The 18,282-nt window shown below is 48.4% G+C and carries 15 protein-coding genes; 8 read left to right on the top strand and 7 right to left on the bottom strand.

Going from position 1 to position 18,282, the window contains the following annotated elements; translation table 11 throughout:
- Position 1: 1 nt before the first annotated feature.
- Positions 2 to 2,017: a DNA topoisomerase VI subunit B gene (locus tag K9W43_04130; GenBank protein MCF2136409.1), complete on the bottom strand. Its 2,016-nt coding sequence runs from the start codon at positions 2,015 to 2,017 to the stop codon at positions 2 to 4.
- Between the two features lie 222 nt (positions 2,018 to 2,239).
- Between K9W43_04130 and cofE the strand changes: the two genes are divergently transcribed.
- On the top strand, positions 2,240 to 2,995 hold the full coding sequence (cofE, locus tag K9W43_04125) for a coenzyme F420-0:L-glutamate ligase (protein ID MCF2136408.1): 756 nt from the start codon (positions 2,240 to 2,242) through the stop codon (positions 2,993 to 2,995).
- Between the two features lie 63 nt (positions 2,996 to 3,058).
- Here the strand turns inward: cofE and K9W43_04120 are convergent, their stop codons facing one another.
- Entirely contained in the window at positions 3,059 to 3,901 is an 843-nt protein-coding gene (locus K9W43_04120; protein MCF2136407.1) for a zinc ribbon domain-containing protein, read from the bottom strand.
- Positions 3,902 to 3,975: 74 nt separating this feature from the next.
- A complete protein-coding gene (locus tag K9W43_04115) occupies positions 3,976 to 5,412 on the bottom strand; it encodes an MFS transporter (protein MCF2136406.1) in 1,437 nt (478 codons plus the stop codon).
- A 318-nt stretch (positions 5,413 to 5,730) separates the two neighbouring features.
- Between K9W43_04115 and K9W43_04110 the strand changes: the two genes are divergently transcribed.
- On the top strand, positions 5,731 to 6,612 hold the full coding sequence (locus K9W43_04110; GenBank protein ID MCF2136405.1) for a 3-hydroxybutyryl-CoA dehydrogenase: 882 nt from the start codon (positions 5,731 to 5,733) through the stop codon (positions 6,610 to 6,612).
- A 125-nt stretch (positions 6,613 to 6,737) separates the two neighbouring features.
- Positions 6,738 to 7,580, top strand: coding sequence for an alpha/beta hydrolase (locus K9W43_04105; GenBank protein ID MCF2136404.1), 843 nt, complete (start codon positions 6,738 to 6,740; stop codon positions 7,578 to 7,580).
- On the opposite strand, the gene K9W43_04100 is transcribed toward K9W43_04105, so the two are convergent.
- A complete protein-coding gene (locus K9W43_04100) occupies positions 7,575 to 10,388 on the bottom strand; it encodes a cation-translocating P-type ATPase (GenBank protein MCF2136403.1) in 2,814 nt (937 codons plus the stop codon). The genes K9W43_04105 and K9W43_04100 overlap by 6 nt on opposite strands.
- A 269-nt stretch (positions 10,389 to 10,657) precedes the next feature.
- Between K9W43_04100 and K9W43_04095 the strand changes: the two genes are divergently transcribed.
- On the top strand, positions 10,658 to 11,278 hold the full coding sequence (locus K9W43_04095; GenBank protein ID MCF2136402.1) for a YkgJ family cysteine cluster protein: 621 nt from the start codon (positions 10,658 to 10,660) through the stop codon (positions 11,276 to 11,278).
- Here the strand turns inward: K9W43_04095 and K9W43_04090 are convergent, their stop codons facing one another.
- A complete protein-coding gene (locus K9W43_04090; protein ID MCF2136401.1) occupies positions 11,279 to 12,385 on the bottom strand; it encodes a Xaa-Pro peptidase family protein in 1,107 nt (368 codons plus the stop codon). It abuts the gene before it with no gap.
- Between the two features lie 136 nt (positions 12,386 to 12,521).
- On the opposite strand from K9W43_04090, the gene K9W43_04085 reads away from it, so the two are divergent.
- The 4 genes from K9W43_04085 (at position 12,522) to K9W43_04070 (ending at position 15,326) form a co-directional block, all read left to right on the top strand.
- Positions 12,522 to 13,862, top strand: coding sequence for an MFS transporter (locus tag K9W43_04085; GenBank protein MCF2136400.1), 1,341 nt, complete (start codon positions 12,522 to 12,524; stop codon positions 13,860 to 13,862).
- 79 nt (positions 13,863 to 13,941) lie between these two features.
- Positions 13,942 to 14,283, top strand: coding sequence for a PadR family transcriptional regulator (locus tag K9W43_04080; protein ID MCF2136399.1), 342 nt, complete (start codon positions 13,942 to 13,944; stop codon positions 14,281 to 14,283).
- A complete protein-coding gene (locus tag K9W43_04075) occupies positions 14,280 to 14,726 on the top strand; it encodes a DUF1700 domain-containing protein (GenBank protein ID MCF2136398.1) in 447 nt (148 codons plus the stop codon). Before K9W43_04080 ends, K9W43_04075 begins: the two co-directional genes overlap by 4 nt.
- Before the next feature lie 30 nt (positions 14,727 to 14,756).
- Complete coding sequence (locus K9W43_04070; protein ID MCF2136397.1) at positions 14,757 to 15,326, top strand: hypothetical protein; 570 nt, start codon at positions 14,757 to 14,759, stop codon at positions 15,324 to 15,326.
- On the opposite strand, the gene dnaJ is transcribed toward K9W43_04070, so the two are convergent.
- Positions 15,323 to 16,363 carry a molecular chaperone DnaJ gene (gene dnaJ, locus K9W43_04065; GenBank protein MCF2136396.1) on the bottom strand — a complete coding sequence of 347 codons (1,041 nt, stop codon included), beginning with the start codon at positions 16,361 to 16,363 and terminating at the stop codon, positions 15,323 to 15,325. The genes K9W43_04070 and dnaJ overlap by 4 nt on opposite strands.
- A gap of 16 nt (positions 16,364 to 16,379) precedes the next feature.
- Entirely contained in the window at positions 16,380 to 18,281 is a 1,902-nt protein-coding gene (gene dnaK / locus K9W43_04060; protein MCF2136395.1) for a molecular chaperone DnaK, read from the bottom strand.
- Position 18,282 lies beyond the last annotated feature (1 nt).

Below are 18,282 nucleotides of genomic sequence, written 5' to 3'. Positions count from 1 at the left end.
CCTAATCACCCTCCGTTAAGTCAACTTCACTTACGTCGCCCAAGGGCACGTCAGAGACCAAATCGTTACCTACACCATCGGACTCGGTCTCTTCAATATCACGCTGGGTCTCAAAGCCGGTAATTGAATCACGTAATTTTCTTGCAACGGTCTCAGGATCAAAGACGGTCTTTCCCTTGGCAGTATTAACGATATATGCCAGACTCTGTGCAAACTGGTCCGCATACATCGCAAGAACTCCCGCGCGTTTTGCCTTACGTTTGGCGGTCTCACGCCGTGTGATAAAACGACGGAAACGACGGCCCGCGTCTTCAAGGGCCAACTTGATCTCGCGTAGGAGAACCTCATCTTCCGCCAGTGCCTGCTTGCTTTGCCCTTTGAACATAACATGGACATAAGCACCACAGACGTGAATGAAGACCATCATGGGGCCTCGAGGAATACCATTATCGAACGTCTGAACTTTGTAATTTCGCCAATTGACCGAGGCACAGGCCTTCCATGTTGCACAGTCACTATTGTCCCGGAGCTTGGGCACACGATTAACAAAACGCCAGAGAACCATGGGCGCAGAGGTCGCATTAGAGATCTTACCACCATAGGCGATACATACCTCAACCGCAAAAGAGAGTCCCTTCCCTGAAGTCGGTCTACGAGTGACCGCAGTCACAAAATCGGGTTCATAAGCAAGTTTGATGGTCTGCTCAAAGACTTCCTCACCAACCGGAACAACTGTATCAGTCGGAGGCGCAATATAGTCTTGACTTGAAAACGCCTTGTAAAGGAGCTCGATCTCGATTTTTGAGAGAGTATCAACAGGGGTCTTCATGCTTATCTTTGGTAGGTGCTTGCGACCAAGTTCTTTGTTCGCTTCTTGAATGATCGTCCGTGCCTTATTCGTGCTGATTCTACAGAATGCTTTTGTCAGAAACCCTCCAAGAGTCTGCTCTGAGGTCTCACGCAAAAGATCCTGAAATTCCCCAATCCGGATACTCGCAGGATGAGGTTGTGCATATTTTGGCTCTTCGGGAAACACATTGACACGACGTGGATAGACACGAATCACACCATAGGGATCAATGAAGATAATCGTGACATGGGAGTTCAGTAATGATGCCATCTCGGCATAGACATCCGCATACCCTCGTCGATATTGAATATTCAAATAATGCAGACGAATGTAGGTACCATGCTCAAACGGGAGATCCATCTCAACCGGACCACCCTCATACTGTTTAGTGTTTGCAGTCGTTGTGAAAAAGTCTGCGACGATTGCCTTATCCTCAGTAAAGCGCTTCGTGACTGAGAATATGGGTTTACCAGTTGTATTTTGGGCATCGCTAAATGCTGATGGCGCACCAAAACCTTGACTCCCACGTGTCTGTCGTAGTTTTTCAGACTTGCTTGATGCTAGATAGATACCATATTTCTCGAAGTCGCGAGGGATCATCCCAACACCGTTATCGAAACAGGTGAATTCATAGACCTTCAGACCTTCCTCGTCATCCAGAGGGACGAGATCAGGCATCTGAATCTCAGTGAGCTGAAGGACAGCAAATGGCTCATTTTTTCGAATGAGACTTCTAAAGGGAATCAGAAACTTTCGGAACGCCTTGACCTTTTCCTCAAGGTTCTCCTTTGGGCGTGTGGGAATCTCAACAGGCTTGCCTTCGCGAACAGCCTTTTCCAGCTTCTTACTCAAGGCGATTGAATCGTAGAGGGTCGGTTGTATCTTCTCTTTGATCTCCTCAATGATAGCGGGATCAAGATGCTCAGGGAGCCGTGGATGCTTCGGTGACTTCCACCACCAGCTCTCAAGTGCATCAACAGCATTGTCAAGAAATTCTATCGCATATTGGGTATGTTTGTTAAGGCCAGTTTCAAATCCGACAAGCTGAGTCCGCTTACGCATAAACTTAGCAATTGTGCCTTGTTTGATATCACCAGCATCCGCTACACTTGGTACTGATCTAGTACGTGAACCTTGTTTTCGTGCTTTTTTGCTCGACGGACTCAATTATTTCACCTGCATAACGTTTGCCTGTGGGTCACATTAGAACGGCCAGCGTCCATGATTTCCCCATTCGCAATACAATAAGATGTAAATGACACTCACGCGCTTTGCATTTATTGTTTTCCCGTGGGGGCTGTTTTGGCCTCTGAGAGGCGACCTGCATGGAAATTTCAAAAAAACACATGGAGGAAGTCTTCAATAGGGAAGGTGTTAAGAGAGGACCAAATGACATCAGGCGAAGTAAAAATAATTGCATTGGACAAGATACCCATCATTACTGAGAAACAAGATATTGCAGAGATCATCCTGCAAGCGCTCAGAAGAGAACAGCAGACCCTCTACCGCAAAGATGTCATACTAATAGCCCATACCATTATTTCTAAGGCCGAAGGACGAGTAGTCCATAGCGACACGGTCCGAGTATCTTCAGAGGCCCAGAGAATCGCAGACGAGAACGAGTTCGACCCAATCCAAGTCGAGCTCGCACTTAGAGAGAGCAAGACGGTCCTAAGAAGATCAAAAGTACTGGTCACTGAGTCGACTCTTGGATTCGTCTGTAATTTTGCAGGTGTGGATCAATCAAACGCGCCAACTGATTCGTACGTTCTTCTTCCCGAGGACCCGGATAGGAGTGCAGAGGCGATACGTGAGAAAATCAGAGAGGCAACGGGTGTAGAAGTAGCGGTCATCATCACAGACACTCAGGGCAGACCTTGGCGGAAGGGTAGCATCAATGTGGCAATAGGATGCGCTGGGATCAATGCGTTCCGGTATAATCGAGGAAAAAGAGACACCTATGGACATGAACTCCATCGATCAACAGTCTGCCAGATCGATGAACTTGCAGCCGCTGCCGAACCAGTTATGGGTCAGGCAAAGGAAGGCCACCCGATCGTCATAATCAGAGGATATCAGTTTGAAGAAGGCGATGAGAGAGCGGCCAATATTGCAATGTCACAACAAGAGAACTTGTTTAAATAATACTAAAAGAATTAAACAAGAGAGAAGGGAACATGTCCCTTCGTCTCTGATAAATCGTGTCTACTAGAGCCGTTGACCACAGTTGTTGCAGAACTTGGCGCCAGCAGGAACTGGACTGCCACAGTTGGGGCAGTATCCGCCACCGCCACCTTCATGAACGTCCACATGATAAGTCCCGTCACCACTCGTCACAGTCGCGCGACGCACGCCACCCTCCTCATGTACACTGATGTGTACAGAATCGCCAGGGGAACCTGCGGGAGCTCCTGTTGCACGTCCGCCGCCACCACCACCAGGATTAATGGAGGCACCACAATTGGGACAGGTCGCCGCATTTCCTGCGGCATGGCCACAGTACGGACATTTGCCTTCGTTCTGTGCCTGAGAAATATTTGCTGTGACAGAGGGGATCACCTTCGACTGCTTGAATTCAAAACGAAGGTTTCCACCCGATTTAAGATCAATGATCAATTCTTTGCCACTCTGCTGTGCATTTGCCACAGCGATCAGGGGGATAGCAAGACTCTCAGTTTCACCATTCGGCCCGCGATTGTAAAAATTGTCAGCGGTCCAAGAATAGACGGCTGCACTGACCGCACCGTAGGCCAGGCCTCGGCCAACACCTCGAAGTGCACGACCACCAATACCACCAATTTGTCCGCCAACGCCCTCGAGGATAGCTGCCCCCGCAAGAGCACCAGCGACAGCACCGATCTTTTTGAGGCCGCCAAACCGGCTCTTTTTGGGTTTCTTGTACCAGACAAGTCTGACGTCTGTCAGTTCGAGGATTCCATCCTCACCATCAAATTTGACATCTTCCTCTCGGACCATCTTCCGCTCATAACTCATAGTGGTAAGTCCTGAACCGGAGTATTGTACAGAAAGGAAAGTCGGTCTCTCTGACATTATTAGCACCAGTAAAACATGCTACATTCTATCCTCTTAACCTTATTGCAGAAGGGAAGAGGCCCCAAGATGAATCATTCGAGCGGGGCCTCGGGTATGACCAATGGCTGTTCCTGCTGTGCGACTGTAGGCACTGGATGTCTCAGACCAGAATAGATCATCACTACACCAATCAGTGAGATCAGACCACAAAGCGCCATGGTCAAAGGAAATCCTGCCACGGGAATCAGCCAACCAAAGAGCGCAATTTGGGGGATGGCCATGATTGTGGCAATCGTGGGAGTGAGAGAATATATGCTGTTACGAATACGATTTGGGACCACATCTAACATGATTCGCTGTGACAGAATTTCCGAAAAGCCTCCAAAAATACCACTCACAGTAAAGATCGTAGCAATGAGTATCACTGGAAACATAGAGGCCTCGGGCAATTGAAGGAGAGTGATATTGGTAAGAGGTAAAGTTAGAGAGATCATCGTTCCCGAGGCCACTGGAGGAAGAAACAACATGATCACTGCAAACGTACTATAGAATAGAAAACCTGATCCCTGTAATAGGCGGAATCGAGGGATCCATTTCTTTGGCTCGAATCTACGAGACCATACTCCTGAACGTTCAGCCTGAAAGACACCCGGAACAAAAAGCACGGTCCGAAATGCTGCGACTGCAACATCGGTGAGCAGGTATGAATAGTACATGGGAAACAAGAGCAGTTCAGACCAGACAATTCCTACACTCATCGTCAGAGTAGTACCAAAAATAAACAACAGGACAAATGAGCTTGAAAAGAGGAATTTGATACCATCAGTGAGAAGACTCTTGTACTCTCCAAATGAGGGACGCTCTTGCCGTGCCTCCTGCACTTCAGGAAAATCCTTGACTGTCTGCATGACGACTATTGCAATCACTACGCAGAGAATCGCTTGGATTTGAAAGACCCAAGGACGCCCAAAGACGGCTGCAAGAATACTCCCGGGAATAAGTGCAAGAGTGGCAACAATCTGAAAGAGCATCATCACCTTACCGAAGAAAACACCGTACTGTTTACGTTCCGAGTCGCCGGGCATGGCCACTCTGTAATTGTTATCAAACCATGCTTGGAATGCCCCACTCATCTGTGATTGCCCGACGCCCATAGCAACGTAAATCGAAACCAGCAGAAGAAAGGGAGTATGACTGGTCACAAGTGATACAAGATAGAAGGCAAACGCAAAGCAGAGGAACGCAGTTGCGAGAATATACCTCTGTCCAATCCAGTCCCCTATCGCACCAGTGGGATAATCCAAAGACACTTGGACAATAAACATGATCACAATAAGAAGACCAATAGTACGCATTCCCTCAATGTAGGAGCCTTGACCAACTGCTTCAGCTATGAAGATCATAAAAAACGTAGTCGATAACTGAATTGTGGCTGCGACCAGAGGGAGCAGTACGGCAAACTTCCGGGCCAAGCTCAGTATTCGATCATTCGCCTCGTCCAGTCCAAAAAAACTTGCAACATAACTCATGAGGATCATCATGCCTTACATCTTTTGGTCACCGGATATCGCCCTGCTGGTCATTAGTGGTCAGGAGTGTGGTCACTCCATGACCATGCACCATACTTTGGTATCCGTTGTGTCTCGTGCACACATACGCATATATAGGTTTGCCTGACAAACTAATACGGTCTATAGAATTTGGTTAATAAACTCTAATCATATACGCGGTGTATATATTAAACCGAAAATTGTTCGTGTATAGATAAAAGTCAGGAAGGAGTAGAGTTTTTACGGGGGAGAACAACACCTACAACAGTCTTCAATGCAAATGGAGGAACATTCCAAGTGGAAATTAAAAAGATCACAGTTCTTGGTGCAGGTCAGATGGGTAATGGCATCGCACATGTCTGCGCTCAGGCTGGCTACGAGGTCAAGATGAGAGACATTGAACAGAGATTCCTTGACAGAGGATTTGAGACCATCAAGAAAAACCTCGGCCGTGGCGTCAAAAAGGGAAAGATGACACAGGAAGAGGCGGATGCAATAGTCGGACGCATCAAAGGAGTCATCGATCTCAAAGAGGCTGTAGAAGATGCGGACCTTGTGATTGAGGCGATTCCGGAGGTCGTCAAGCTCAAACTTGATACATGGAGAGAGGTTGACGAGTACGCACCGGAGAATGCAATACTTGCCTCCAATACCTCAAGCATCAGTATCACGCAGATGGCAGCTGTTACAAAGAAACCAGAGAAGTTCATTGGTATGCACTTTTTCAACCCAGTACCTGTAATGGGGCTTGTTGAGATCATCAAGGGTGCTGCGACGGCTGACAGCACTGTGGATGTCATTCGAACGGTCTCCGAAAAAGTAGGAAAGAAGACCGTGATCGTCAATGAGGCGCCGGGCTTCGCAGTCAATCGAATTCTCATTCCTGCGATCAACGAGGCTGTCTTAGCCATTCAGGAAGGCGTTGCGACAGTAGAGGACATGGATCTTGCCATCAAGCTTGGTCTGAACTGGCCAATGGGGCCGCTCACACTGGCGGACTTTGTGGGTCTTGATACACTACTGTACATCGCGGACTATTTCGTTGACGAGTTCAAGGATAGCAAGTATCGTGCACCAGCTTTATTGAGAAAGATGGTAAGAGCCGGATGGCTTGGTAGAAAGACGGGTAAGGGATTCTACGACTATTCCGGAGAGAAACCAGTTCCACTTCGATTCTAATTGACTTCTGGAGACTCGCAATGGGTCTCCACCTTTTTCTTTTGTGTAGCATCAGCACTACAAAGTAGTAAGAGATTTAGCACACGAGTCAGATAATCCAAGAGAGAGAAAATAAGGTGGTAACCATGATTTTTGAAGAAACCCATTATCTGGGGTATGACGGACTGAGGATGTACATGGCGGCATGGTTACCCGATGATGAGAGACCTCGGGCACTCCTGATAGCAATCCATGGTCTCGGTTCGCATGGCCTCAGTCTTCGCACGATCGGTGAATACATGGCCGAGAAAGGAATTGCCGTCTTTGCGCCGGACATGAGAGGATTTGGCCACTATACGGGAATCAAGGGTCACGTAATGAACTTTAACGAATACATTGAGGATCTTCAGAACATTGTCATGCAGGTGAAAGATAGGTTTCACAACAAATTGACATTCCTCTATGGTCACTCACTCGGGGGCCAACACATCATTCGCTATGCGGCAACGTATCCCCATGAGGTCGATGGCCTGATCATAGCATGTCCCGCAGTGAGCCAGCAACTACCGATCTCACCGCTTAAGAAAATTGGAGCTTGGTTTCTCTCGCTGCTTAACGTGAAGAAACAGTTCTCAGATGACAATGACCTGACCCTTTCAAGTCGAAATCCCGAGGTCGTCCGTGAGCACGAAGAGGATCCATTGACGTGGGACTCGGTCACTCCACGCTTTGGTATTAGCGGTCTCAGAGCTGTCAAAGAGGCCTTCAATGCGGCCCCGTTGATCAAATTGCCTGCGCTGGTACAACAGGCAGGAGATGACAAATTGGTCATTCCTGAAAAGACACGCGATTTTTTTGACAGGTTGGGATCTGAAGACAAGGAATGGATCCTCTACGAGGGACTCTATCACGAGATATTTAGAGAACCGGAGAAAGAGAGGGTGCTTGCCGATATGTACAACTGGCTCGACAAGCGACTCGTCTCATAATTCTCCTGAACGTATCTTCTCATGTTCCTCTTTGTGACGGAAGATCAGATGTGGTGGAATCAGCAGGGCAGGTATACTGGTCAGGATGATGACCGCCCAGTCTTCAGCGTTTAGCGGGACCGTCTGGAACAACGGTTGCATAAATGGAACATAGATCGTTGCGAGTGTGAGGATCACTGAGACCGCTACAGCAATGAGAAGAGCCTTTGACTGGCGGATATGAGTCTCCCAGACCCATCTGTATTCATCACGACAATTCCAGACAAAGATCAGCTCAAAGGTCACGACTGAAGCAAAGACCGTCGTTCGTGAGTGCCGAAGAACACTTGCCCAGGGATCAATGGTCCAGTCAACTGGAGGACCGGTCACTCCCGGAATCCAACCACCGTAGAGGGTCAGGTCGGAGAGAAATATGAAGCTAGAGGCCAGAAAGGCCAAGAATCCAGCAACTAGAACGAATGAGGCCATCCCACGATTCATCATCTTTGAACCGGGTTTTCGCGGACTGCGCTTCATGACTCCCGGCTCTGGAGGATCGACCCCCAGTGCTAAAGCGGGAAAACCATCTGTTGCAAGATTCAACCAGAGGATCTGGATCGGGGTGATTGGTAGTGGAAGCCCCAGCATGATAATCGTGAAAATGAGAAAGATCTCATCGAAGTTTGCCGCAAGAAGGAACCGGACAAATTTGCGGATGTTGGAATAGATCTCTCGACCCTTCTCTATGGCAGTGACAATAGTTGCAAAGTTATCATCGGTGAGAATGACATCAGATGCCTCTTTAGTGACATCCGCCCCTCGAATGCCCATAGCCACACCGACATCGGCAGCCTTGACAGCAGGAGCATCATTCACTCCGTCACCGGTCATTGCAACGACCTGATCGGCGTCTTTTAAAGCACCGACGATCTTCATCTTGTGCTCCGGTGCCACGCGGGCATAGACATCACATTCCTGAACAGCTTCAAAGAATTCAGCATCACTCATCTTGTCAAGAGCAGAACCTGTGTATACGAGACCGTCAGGTTTCATCAGACCAACCTGAATAGCAACGGCCCGAGCGGTTAGCTCATGGTCACCAGTGATCATGATGGGGCGGATTCCAGCAGCCTTACAGAGATCAATGGCATCCTGTACTTCTTCACGTGGTGGGTCCATCATCCCCATGAGACCAACAAAGATCATCTCTTTCTCAACATGTTCTGGCTCCCACTCTGAGCGGACCTCATCAATAGAACGATATGCAAAGGCGAGAACCCTGAGAGCATCGGCTGCAAATTCCGCGTTCACTCGCAAGATCCGCTGACGATCATCATCAGTGATAGGACGAACACTGCCGCCTTCGAATATCTTTGAACACAGAGGAAGAAGGACCTCCGGTGCACCCTTCATGAAGGCATTAAGCACACCAGCATCGTCCTCACAGATAGAGGTCATCCGCTTTCGTGCGGAATCAAATGAGATCTCTGAGACCTCCTTGTATCTGGAGAGGGTATTACTATGGACTATGCCAGCCTTCTCAGCAACTACAAGCAGCGCACCCTCTGTGGGATCACCCACAATATCCCAGTCAGCATTACCACTCGGATCAGGTTGTAAGGTGGAGTTTGTACAGAGCTGCCCGATCTCGAACATACGGACCACATGGGGATCGGTATGGACTTCGACCTCGGTACCATCTTTGAGAAACTGTCCATCTCGATTGTAACCGACACCTGTGACCTCTATGATCTCGCCATTCACAAAGAGCCGTTTCACGGTCATCTCGGATTTCGTAATAGTGCCGGTCTTGTCGGAACAAATGACTGTGATCGAACCAAGCGTCTCTACAGAGGGCAATCTTCGTACTATTGCATTATGCTGGACCATCTGTTTCATGCCTAAAGCCAGAGTAATGGTGACAACAGCGGGGAGACCCTCAGGAATCGCAGACACGGCAAGAGCAATCGCAGCCAGCAATTCGTCTAAGATACTATCAGAAACATCACGAAGGATCTCTGCACCAAAGACAATGACACATAGTGCAATAACGACCAGTCCGAGTTTTAGCCCGAGGTCTCCGAGATCCTGTTGGAGAGGGGTATCTTCTTTCTCGCTCTCCTGAACCAATCCGGCGATCTTTCCAAAGTACGTGTCCATTCCAGTACTGGTAACAACTGCCTGCCCTTTTCCGGATACAATAGTCGTACCTTGAAAGACCATATTTCGCATATCCCCAACGACTGGAGCATCTAACGCGATCGTGTCCTCAATCTTCCGAACGGAAACCGATTCGCCTGTGAGTGCAGACTCATCTGTTGAGAGACCAACAGCATAGATGACACGCGCATCTGCTGGAACTTTATTTCCAGCCTCAAGTGAGATGATATCACCAGGAACAACGTATCTTGAATCGATCTCTTTCCAAAGGCCACCTCGCCGTACTCGTGCACGGGGCGCAGCCATTGATTTTAGAGCCTCCAACGCCTGCTCTGAACGATATTCTTGAACAAAACCGAAAATGGCATTAAAGATGACAATTGCAGAGATGACCATTGCATCGATAAGGCCACCCTCTTCGTGCGAACCGGGAAGATAGGCAGTGATAACTGAAATCAAGATGGCAATCAATAGTATAATGACCATAGGATCTGTGAATTGCTCCAAGAACATCCGAAATGGACCCTTTTTGTCGGTCTCCACGATCTCATTGAAGCCATATTTCTCAATTCGGTCCTGCGCCTCTTTGTCCGTAAGTCCCTCACGACTTGTTCCAAGTTTTTTTAAGATAGACTCGATGTCGTTGCTATACCAATCCGTTTCACTCATTTTGTGGACTCCGGCATTACGTAGCCAATTATGGCATTTGTGTCAGGTCGAGCAAACAAAATTTCACAATCATACTGAATTATACCTTTCGGCTTATTCAATATCAATTTGATTCAATAAACGTTATTTTATTCGCCATTCAATCGTATTCCGAGATTCGTAGGAACAGTAAAAATTTCATAAGAATTTCCGTGGCAACTTCACTACACTTAAGTTTGCTTTACAAAAAAGTGAGATTGACTGAGCATTAGACTAAGAGGTGGTTCGTCATGTCTGAAAAGAAAAAATACAGCTTCAAATGTCTAGAGCAGAACTGTACGGACAGAGTATGTTGCAAGAGACCACATGTCAACGTAACAATAGGGGATCTTGCAAGATGGATGACGCAGGGATATATTGATACAATCTTGCCAGGACTGACCATCACCATCCCCAAGTCTGAGACCGGACAATTTGCAATAGAGACCCTTCGCAAACCTCTCAAGGGAAAGACTGATGACGAACAGGTTGAAGGCGATGCCTGTATCTTCTTTCATGAAGAATCGAATGCATGCACGATCAGATTCAGCAGACCGATTTCATGCAGAACATTTCCACTTGAGTACACCGGTTCAAAGTTCATCGTGACCGACCAGCGATGCCCGGGAATTGGCCAAGGAGAGGTCACAAAGGAGGCACTCAAGGAAGCACGTGATCTTGCCGAGCAGGAATTCCGTGAGCGCGCAGAGACCATTGCTGCTCTTCCATCACTATATGGGATCATCATGGGGTACATGTTACGCCAATCCGCCGAATCGCTAAAGGACCTGTCCGAAGAGGACCGGAAGAAACTGGAAGAGATTATGTCAAAGAAGACACAAGAGGATACGGATGAGTCCAAGTCGGAGTGATCAGTCCTCAATGATATAGAGTTCTTTCGGAGCATACGTGATGACTTCACAACCGTCCTCTTGAATGGCCACTAAGTCCTCCATCCGGATACCGAATTTGCTCTCCAAGTAGATTCCGGGCTCAACACTATGAGTCATACCGGGCTCAAGCGCCATAGAATTGCCTCGTACGATGAATGGAGGCTCATGCACCTCAAGTCCTATACCATGACCAAGACGATGGGTAAAGAACTCACCATAGTTCTCTTCCTCAATCACTCTACGCGCAAATCCGTCTGCTGACCCGCAGGTCACTCCGGGAGCGAGCTTGTCAATAGCGGTCTCCTGAGCCTTGAGAACGATCGAGTAGATCTTCTTTTGCTCGTCAGAGGGTTCTCCAACTACACCTACACGGGTCATGTCAGTATTATATCCATCAACACTACAACCACAGTCCATTAGAACTATGTCGCCCGATTTGAGCTTACGGAAGCTTGGCTCAGCATGCGGAAGCGCACTATTGTCACCGAACTGGACGGCCGCAAAAGTGGGGACACCTCCTAATCGAGTGATCTCTTCGTGAATGACTCGACGGAGCTCTATCTCCGTCACTCCAACATGTGCTTCTGCAAATGCCTTCATAACGGCTGCGTCAATGATATGACCAGCCTTACGCATTAGATCAAGTTCGGCGTCGCTCTTGTGCAGGCGCATCTCACGAAAGAGCGGTGCGAGAGAAACAGTCGTCTGAAGATCATCGATACTTGTGCGTAGAGACCAGAAGATCCCAATGGGCAGGGTCTCATCCAGAGCGACCGCCTGCGCGTGGAGATCACGTATCTGACCAGCAATGAGGTCATAGGGATTTTCGTCCTCGGCCCAAGGCACAAAATCCTTGATCCACGTCATGCGAGAGAGATTCGAAACCTCAAATGAAGGTGCAACAATGAAGGGATCGTTGTCTTGAGATAGAACAAGAGCAATGAGCCGCTCGCGCATCTCATAGTGGATCCCAGTAAGATATTCAAAATTAGGTGAGGGGGTCACCAACGCAAAGGGCGTACCATTTTGGCGGAGTGCCTCACGAACACGCTCGATCCTGGTCTTGTAGACTGCAGCATCTAACATTTTTTCCAACACTCACTACATTTCGAGAAACACACAATGTTATACATAACAACTTCGGTTGGACCATGTTACCGTCAAGCTTACAGTTAATACCTAGAGTGAAGGCCAGCGAGCCACCAGCCGGAGCAAATCAGCCATGTCTGAGAACAAAGAACGGAAGAATGGTAGACTCCCCTCACGAGTGTTCATTGTTGGATCGCTCACGCAATTCGCTCAGGGAATGTATGCGCCATTTCTCTCGACCTATCTCATCGATATGGGTGCCAACTATGCTGAACTCAGTGCCTTTCGTAGTGTTGGGAATTTTGCACCCACAATGCTACAACCTATCTGGGGAACAGGATCGGATAAAGTAGGTCGGACCAAACCATTTGTTGTCTTTGGCATACTCACTGGCCTCTTCACAGTCTTCCTATTCCTCTGGGCCGCAACACCAATCGACATGATCATCCTCTACGGTATCCAGTCAGTGTTGCTCAGCATCCAAATCCCTACGTGGCTCTCTCTAATCGGCGGAATGATGGATGAAGATAACAGAGGAGAGGAACTTGGGAAATTATCCATTGCAACTAACAGTGCCGCTCTCAGTGCAACTCTGATATCAGGGTTTATTGCAGGCGTTCCTGCAATCTTGCCATTCTTGCGAGCATCACTCGGTGACTTGGGGCCCATCTTGTTTCCGCCCGTAGAAACTTGGAGAGAAATATATTATATTCCATTTTATATTACCGCGATAGTAGGCATCATCGCATCTATTCTGGCAGCGACCATTAAAGAAAAACCACGAGACCTCGCAAATCGACGCGAACTGCCACCCATCCACAAACTGCTCTCACAACCGGGTGATTTTAGAAGACTCTGTGCTGTTGCAACATTCTTCTCCTTTGGGATGTCGATGGCATGGCCTTATTTTTCGGTGGTCCAGAGAGTGTGGCTTCATAACACACTCTTCGAGATCGGCTTGGCCTCTGCTATCATGGCCATTACGACTGTCATCTTCACAGGACCTCTGGGAAGACTTAGTGATCGTGTGGGACGAAAACCACTGATTCTGGTGGGGCGAGGAACGCTCTTCATTGTGCCAATCATCTACGCATTTGCTACAACGACCATAATGATCTATATTGCTAATGCGGTCGCAGGATTCGCTATAGCTGGGGCGTTCAATGCGCTGACGGCATATATCTACGATATTGCACCAGAGGAAGAGAGAGGATCATATCTGTCGGTCTATAACACATTTACAGGAATCATCTTTCTGGGAGGCAGTCTGCTTGCAGGGATTCTTGGTCAAGCATTAGTCCCGATAGTGGGAGACCATGATGCAGCATTTGCCATGCTTATACTGAGTGGAGTCCTGAGATTCTTTGCTGCATTCTTATTCATCTTCCTTCACGAGCCTCGCCAGTATGCCTCTACAATGAGAGCTGAAATACTCTCCCGGCTTGGAAGAAGAATTAGAAGCGATAATGTATAATTCGCGTTTTTAGTCAGACTTAAGTTAAAGGTCAACTAGACTGACACTATCGGAGTTGAAGTCTGCCGTGAGAGAGAATATGGCATTCGAGGACAGCTGGAAGATAGAGATTAGAAGAGGTCTCTTACAGTATGCTGTTCTTGCCATAGTTCGACAATACGAGAGGGGGATTCACGGCTATGGTATCGCACGCGAACTTGATAAACGGACAGGTGGACTGCTGGGTGTCAAGGAGGGTACTCTTTATCCGATTCTTCATAGACTAAGAAAGGAACATCTGCTCAACGTGCGGGTTGAGAGATCGGATGCAGGACCAAAGAGAAAAGTGTACGTCCTCACTGGTGAAGGGGATAGAGTGTACCGAGAACTCACCGTGACATTGTCAAGTGTATTTGAGCGACTGGAGGCTTTGATGAAATGATCGAGAAAGAAACTGAGGTTGCCATTGATGAATTTCTGAAAAGGGTTGGAAAGAATCTGCCTGACGACTTTGAGACCGAGGATCTCTTACAGGATTTGAAAGAACACATTATTGAGGCACTCAATGAGAAGATGCAATCGATGCCAGACAGGAACCAGAACGAACTCCTGACGGAAGTCCTGAGGGAGATGGGAACCCCTGAGGAGATCGCAGAAGAAATAGGTCAAGCACAGCCCACAGAGGAACAAGAGAAAGAGAAGAGTAAGATCAGATATTTCACTCTCAGGTCAATTGCTTTCATAATTGTGTCAATTCCTGCTGCGTGGTATATCTCACAGGTTGTTGAGAGCATTGACTTTATGACTGCATTTCTGGTCTTGTTTATATTTGCTATCTTAGAGGGAATCATCAGAAATTGGCAGGCTGAAGAGAGTACCAAATGATTCAGACGGCTCGTAAGGAAGGTATGCTCTATGCGGATAGAAACTCGCTATTTTGATGAGGCATCACCTCAACACACTCAAGAAGTACTGGAAATTGTTGGGGCATTCGTCAAAGCGCATCCTGAGATCGAACATATCGTGGTCGCCACGACTGAGGGCACAACGGGTGTGCTTGCCGCCCAACAATTCACTGACAAACACGTTGTGGTTGTATCACATATGACGGGATTTGCAGCTCCGAACTTTAACGAACTGAAAGAAGAGAATCGTGAAGAGATCAAGAAAGCGGGAGCTGACATCCTCACAGCAACTCATGCATTAGCTGGTATCGCCCGCAGCTTTAGAAAAATGCTGGGCACATGGACACCAACTGAGTTGATGGCTGTCGCCTTTCGTACCTTTGGGCAAGGAACAAAGGTCTGCGCTGAAATTGCAATGATGGCTGCAGATGCAGGACTCATCCCCGTAGATAAAGACGTGATCACAATCGGGGGGACTGGAAGAGGTGCTGATACAGCGTGGCTGATCAGTCCCGCATACACCAGTGAGTTCCCCCTGTTGAAGATGCGTGTGTGCCTCTGCAAACCTAAAGAGTTCTAACGGAAGACCTCTTTGAACTTTGAGAGGTACTCGCGTTGCTTCTTTGTTAATTTCTTCGGGACTTCAATATGGACACGCACGAGTTGATCTCCGCTCCGACCATCTTCTGTATGAACACCCTTTCCTTTCATCCGGAATAGTGACCCATCTCTCGTTCCCTTGGGAATCTTGATCTCACTCGCACCCCACATGGTCGGTACTTCGACCTGACCACCAAGCACTGCAATGTCAAAGGGTATATCTTGCTCCAGATAGACGTGTAGCCCACGACGAACAAACTTCTCGTGAGGCTTGACATGGAACATTAGTATAAGATCGCCAGATGGGCCTCCACGAGGACCAGCATCACCACCACCACGAATACGCTGAGCCATGCCATCCTCGACACCGGGAGGAATGGGTATCTTGATCTTGACCTCTTCGCGCCGAAGACCAGTACCTTTGCATTTCTTGCAGGGAGTATCAATGATCTCACCAAGGCCTTGACAGGTGGGGCAGGTCTGCGAGACCGCCATGAAACCTCCCATTCTGCGCATGACCTGCCCACGCCCTCCACAAGTTGGGCAACGTCGAGGTGACGAACCCGGGGCGGCTCCTGATCCGTGGCATACCTCACAGGGGACCTGACGACGGAATGAAACGGTCTTTTCTGTACCAAAGAAGGCCTCTTCAAATGTCAAGCGGATGTTCAGACGAAGATTGCGACCACGAAGAACGCTACCTCGTTCATCCATGCCAAAGCTTCCGAATCCGCCAAATCCACTAAAGAACTGCTTGAAGAGATCGCTCAGGTCATCCATGTGGATACCCTGAAAGTCCGCAGTCCCATAGCGGTCATAATTCGCCCGTTTCTCAGGGTCACTAAGTACCGAATAGGCCTCATTGATCTGCTTGAACTTCTCTTCAGCGTTCTTGTCCCCCGGGTTGAGGTCGGGGTGGTACTCCTTGGCCAACCGACGGTACGCTCGCTTGATCTCGTCTTGGGTGGCGCTTCTGCTCACACCTAATATTGCGTAGTAGTCCTCTTCATCTGCCAAGGAGCATCACCATCCCTTACTCGTCAAGATCCTCAAAGTCTACATCTACAACATTCTCGTCATCGTCGTTAGATGCGGAAGCAGTGGATGTTGTAGTTGGGCCACCAGCACCGAACTGTGGACCTGCACCTGCGCCAGCACCGGCACCCGCCATAGAGGAGGGATCGAATCCCGCTGCTCCGGGGCCAGCAGCACCATAGACTTTTTCGGACATCTTGAAGATGACCTGCTGAAGCTCTTCGGTTCCCGACTTGATCTTTTCAAAGTCGTCAGCTTCCATAGCCGTCCGGAGATCCTTGGACTTCTGCTCGAATTCTTTCTTGAGATCATCCGGTATCTTATCGCCAAGGTCACGGACCATCTTCTCGCCCTGGTATATCAGGGTCTCAGCATTGTTCTTGACCTCAATCTGAGCCTTACGCTTGGCATCTTCCTCCGCATACTTCTGCGCGTCTTGGACCATACGCTCAATCTCATCCTGAGAAAGATTAGTGGTCGCAGTAATAGTGATCGATTGCTCATTGCCAGTGGCCTTGTCTTTTGCAGAAACCTTGACAATACCATTTGCATCGATATCAAATGTGACTTCAATCTGGGGGGTTCCACGAGGCGCAGGAGGAATACCGACCAGTTGGAACTTGCCGAGAGTCATATTATCTTTAGCAAGAGGCCGCTCTCCTTGGACAACATGAATCTCAACAACTGTCTGATTATCAGCGGCGGTAGTAAAGATCTGGCTCTTACGAGTGGGAATTGTGGAATTGCGTGGAATGATAGGCGTGGACACACCACCAAGGGTCTCGATGCCCAGAGTGAGTGGTGTCACATCCAACAGCAGTATATCCTTGACCTCACCAGAGAGAACTCCTGCTTGGACTGCTGCGCCAAGAGCTACACATTCGTCAGGATTAATGCTCTTCTCGCCATCCTTTCCTAATAGGTTCCGGATCAAGTTTTGAACCATTGGCATTCGTGTGGCCCCACCGACCAGCAAGACCTTGTCAATGTTTTCGGCCTCGAGGTTGGCGTCTTGAAGCGCCTGACGAATTGGTCCCATAGTTGCTTGAACCAAATCATCCGTCATCTGCTCAAACTTAGCACGAGTCAGTTCAAAATTGATATGCTTTGGCCCGGTCTCATCAGCCGTGATATAAGGAAGGTTGATGACTGTCTTCTGAACAGTTGAGAGCTCGATCTTTGCCTGTTCGGCTGCATCACGAATCCGTTGCATCGCTGACCGATCCGCTGTGATGTCAATACCAGTCTCCTTCTTGAATTCCTCGACGACCCAATCGATTACTCGCTGGTCCCAATCATCACCGCCAAGTCGGGTGTTTCCGCTCGTCGCGAGGACTGAATATACATCTTCACCGATATCAAGGATAGAGACATCAAAGGTCCCGCCACCAAGATCATAGACCAAGACTTTGAGTTCTTTTCCTTTGTCGAGGCCGTAGGCTAATGCAGAGGCAGTCGGTTCGTTAATGATTCGAACGACCTCAAGACCAGCGATACGTCCAGCATCTTTAGTCGCCTGACGCTGACTATCATTGAAGTATGCAGGAACTGTAATGACCGCTTTCTCGATCTTCTCACCAAGGAATGCCTCGGCATCCTCTTTGAGCTTTCGAAGAATCATTGCAGAGATCTCCTGCGGCGTGTACTCCTTATCTCCGATCTTCACACGATAGTCCTGACCCATCTTTCTCTTAATCGAACGTACTGTGCGTTCTGGCATTGAGACCGCTTGGCGTTTTGCAAGCTCGCCAACCACAATCTCACCCTGCTGTGTGATGCCTACTACTGATGGGGTCAGTCGTTTCCCTTCGGCATTTGGTATAATGGTGGGTTTGCCACCCTCCATGTATGCAATACCGCTATTTGTTGTTCCAAGGTCAATTCCTACGATTCGTGACATT

Source organism: Candidatus Thorarchaeota archaeon, from assembly GCA_021498125.1.
Classification (GTDB): Archaea; Asgardarchaeota; Thorarchaeia; order Thorarchaeales; family Thorarchaeaceae; genus B65-G9.
The sequence above is the reverse complement of the archived record's forward strand: the minus strand, read 5'-3'. Positions and strand labels throughout refer to the sequence as shown.